General features: G+C 55.8%; 3 protein-coding genes. 1 reads left to right on the top strand and 2 read right to left on the bottom strand.

Annotated features, from left to right (window positions below; all coding sequences use genetic code 11):
- Window positions 1–339 precede the first annotated feature (339 nt).
- Both Q7O77_RS15535 and ssb1 read right to left on the bottom strand, forming a co-directional pair.
- Entirely contained in the window at window positions 340–471 is a 132-nt protein-coding gene (locus Q7O77_RS15535) for a hypothetical protein (protein ID WP_304169415.1), read from the bottom strand.
- A gap of 209 nt (window positions 472–680) precedes the next feature.
- Window positions 681–1,226, bottom strand: coding sequence for a single-stranded DNA-binding protein SSB1 (gene ssb1, locus Q7O77_RS15530; protein WP_304169412.1), 546 nt, complete (start codon window positions 1,224–1,226; stop codon window positions 681–683).
- Window positions 1,227–1,460: 234 nt separating this feature from the next.
- Between ssb1 and uvrA the strand changes: the two genes are divergently transcribed.
- Window positions 1,461–3,693: excinuclease ABC subunit UvrA (gene uvrA / locus Q7O77_RS15525; protein ID WP_304169408.1), on the top strand; the 2,233-nt coding region annotated here is incomplete at its 3' end.

Here is a 3,693-nt window from a genome sequence, read left to right as displayed (position 1 = left end):
GCTCGGAGATGTGTATAAGAGACAGTATACATATTGAGCTTTTCTGGGTTCATATATTATGAAGTTAATGATTGATATATAAATCGAGTGTTCATCTTTTGCCGGTACAGAAGACAGAACGGCGATATTATTGCTGTTGTGATGCGGGACTTTTTCGAGAGAATGAGATGCGCTATCAAAAATGAAGGGCCTGATGATAAGTCAGAGACCTCTATCACTCAGCATAGAGAAATAGACTCAGGCTATTTTGTTTTTCATCGCCATCCGGGGAGCGATTTCAGGAACGGTGTCAGGACGGCACGCAAACTATACAATCCGGCATAGATGCCTACTACGCAGTCAGCGCCGAGTGATGGCCGGTGCGATAAACTCCCCCAGACCCGCGCTGAGATTCAGTACCGACATCGTAGTACCTTTACCGTCAGGCGCCAGCATGGGGAACCGCGCCGAGAGCGGGACGTAGTCTGCCATGGTGATCCCACACAGACAGAGCACGAACGCCATGACATAAAAAGAGTGTCCGAGCCGTGGAGGTATGAGCCCTCCAATACCTCTCAGGCGGCATCCCACGTATTTCCGGTTATGCCCGCCGAGAAGGTCTCTCTAGATTCCACGCAATAAAAAACCCCGATATCTCGGGGTTTTTTAACGGACGGTTCAATCAACGAATCGGGTTCGAATTAGAACGGGATATCGTCGTCAAAATCCATCGGTGGTTCGTTGTTCGGTGCTGCTGGCGCTGAATTCTGCTGCGGGCGCGCTGCCTGTCCGCCGCCGCTGAACTGGTTGTTCGCCTGCGGCTGCTGAGGCTGACCCCAGCCGCCCTGCTGCTGGTTGTTGCCGCCAGCAGGACCGCCTGCCGGTGCGCCGCCGCCTGAACGGCCGCCGAGCATCTGCATGGTGCCGCCGATATTCACGACAACTTCGGTCGTGTAACGGTCAGTACCGCTTTGATCCTGCCATTTACGCGTCTGCAGCTGGCCTTCGATATACACCTGAGAACCCTTGCGCAGGTATTCTCCGGCGACTTCAGCGAGTTTGCCGAACAGCACAACGCGGTGCCACTCGGTTTTTTCTTTCTGCTCGCCGGTTTGCTTATCGCGCCAGCTTTCGGACGTGGCCAGGGTAATGTTGGCTACTGCGCCGCCATTCGGCATGTAACGAACTTCCGGGTCTTGTCCGAGATTCCCGAGAAGAATGACTTTATTAACGCCTCTGCTGGCCATGTGGGTGTCTCCTGATGGATCAATTTTTAAATAGTCTAAACGCTGAATTCTAGCACGCTACACCGTCTTATTATACTCGCGATGAGCGCCGCATAATTTTTTCCTGCACCCGTTTATTTGACAACCACTACTGGTTATCCATTCAGTTTTATTTATGCCATAATCATTGGTTTCGTACTGGATTTCTCTCTGTGTGAGGGATGCAAAACAGCGTCAATGACGGGAAGTATGTGAATGGATAATATCGAAGTTCGTGGTGCCCGTACTCATAATCTCAAGAATATCAATCTGATAATCCCACGCGATAAGCTGATTGTGGTCACGGGATTATCCGGATCAGGAAAGTCATCGCTGGCTTTTGACACCCTCTACGCCGAGGGGCAGCGGCGTTATGTGGAATCGCTGTCGGCGTATGCCCGTCAGTTTTTGTCTCTGATGGAAAAACCGGACGTCGATCATATCGAAGGATTGTCGCCAGCCATCTCCATCGAACAGAAGTCGACGTCTCACAACCCGCGTTCCACCGTCGGCACGATCACTGAAATTCATGACTACCTGCGCCTGCTGTATGCCCGCGTCGGGGAGCCGCGCTGCCCGGAACACGGCGTTCCGCTGGATGCGCAGACCGTGAGTCAGATGGTCGACAACGTGCTGGCGCAGCCGGAAGACAAACGGTTGATGCTGCTGGCGCCGATAGTGAAAGACCGCAAGGGCGAGCACACCAAAACGCTGGAAAATCTGGCGACGCAGGGGTATATCCGCGCTCGCATCGACGGCGAGGTGTGCGACCTGTCTGATCCGCCGAAGCTGGAGCTGCAGAAGAAGCACACCATCGAGGTTGTCGTTGACCGCTTCAAGGTCCGCAGCGATCTGGCTCAGCGGCTGGCGGAGTCGTTCGAGACCGCGCTTGAGCTTTCCGGCGGCAGCGCCGTGGTCGCTGATATGGATGACAGCAACGCGCCTGAACTGCTGTTTTCGGCTAACTTCGCCTGTCCGATCTGCGGCTACAGCATGCATGAGCTGGAACCGCGTATGTTCTCCTTCAACAACCCCGCTGGCGCGTGTCCGACCTGCGATGGGTTAGGCGTACAACAATTTTTCGATCCGTCCCGCGTCATCCAAAATCAGGAACTGTCGTTGGCCGGGGGCGCGATTCGCGGATGGGATCGCCGTAATTTCTATTATTTCCAGATGCTGCGGTCGCTCGCGGAACACTACGAATTTGATGTCGACGCGCCTTTCGACAGCCTGAGCGCCGACGTTCAGAACGTCGTGCTGTACGGCTCCGGCAAGCAGAATATCGAATTCAAATATATTAACGACCGCGGCGATACCTCGGTGCGACGCCATCCGTTCGAAGGTGTCTTGCACAACATGGAGCGCCGCTATAAGGAAACGGAATCCACGGCGGTACGTGAAGAGCTGGCGAAGTTTATCAGCAATCGTTCCTGCGCCAGCTGCCACGGCACCCGTCTGCGTCAGGAGGCTCGCCATGTGTATGTGGCTGAAACGACGTTGCCGCAGATTTCCGACATGAGCATCGGTCAGGCGCTGAGCTTTTTCCAGGATATCGAACTGAGCGGCCAGCGCGCGAAGATCGCCGAGAAAGTATTGAAAGAAATCGGCGACCGTTTGCGCTTCCTGGTGAACGTGGGCTTGAACTACCTGTCGCTATCCCGTTCCGCGGAAACGCTGTCCGGCGGCGAAGCGCAGCGTATTCGTCTGGCCAGCCAGATCGGCGCGGGATTGGTCGGCGTGATGTATGTGCTGGACGAACCGTCCATCGGTCTGCATCAGCGGGATAACGAACGTCTGTTGGAAACGCTGATTCACCTGCGCAATCTCGGCAATACCGTGATTGTGGTCGAGCATGATGAAGATGCCATCCGAGCGGCCGATCATGTGATCGACATTGGTCCCGGCGCCGGGGTCCACGGCGGCGAAGTGATCGCCGAAGGCACCGTCGACGAAATCATGGCGGTACCGGAATCCCTCACCGGGCAGTTCCTCAGCGGTCAGCGGAAAATCGAGGTGCCAGCCGAACGCGTGGCGGCGGACCCGACCAAAGTGCTGAAGCTCATCGGCGCCAAGGGCAATAACCTCAAAGACGTGACGCTGACGCTGCCGGTAGGGCTGTTTACCTGTATCACCGGGGTGTCTGGATCGGGCAAGTCCACGTTGATCAACGATACGCTGTTCCCGCTGGCTCAGCGCCAGCTCAACGGCGCTACCATTGCTGAATCCGCGCCGTATCGCGATATTCAGGGATTGGATCACTTCGATAAAGTGATCGATATCGATCAAAGCCCGATCGGGCGTACGCCGCGCTCCAACCCGGCGACGTACACCGGCGTGTTCACGCCTATTCGTGAGCTGTTCGCTGGCGTGCCGGAATCACGAACTCGCGGCTACAACCCCGGCCGTTTCAGCTTTAACGTGCGGGGCGGACGCTGCGAAGCGTGTCAGG

This window comes from Lonsdalea britannica (genome assembly GCF_946477055.1).
Lineage (GTDB): Bacteria > Pseudomonadota > Gammaproteobacteria > Enterobacterales > Enterobacteriaceae > Lonsdalea > Lonsdalea britannica_A.
Note: the sequence above shows the minus strand (reverse complement) of the source record. Positions and strands in the feature narration are given on the sequence as shown.

Excerpts from the sequence above, each read along its gene's own strand:
- Q7O77_RS15535 (WP_304169415.1), bottom strand. The coding sequence starts at position 471 with ATGGCAGACTACGTCCCGCTCTCGGCGCGGTTCCCCATGCTGGCGCCT.
- ssb1 (WP_304169412.1), bottom strand. The coding sequence starts at position 1,226 with ATGGCCAGCAGAGGCGTTAATAAAGTCATTCTTCTCGGGAATCTCGGA.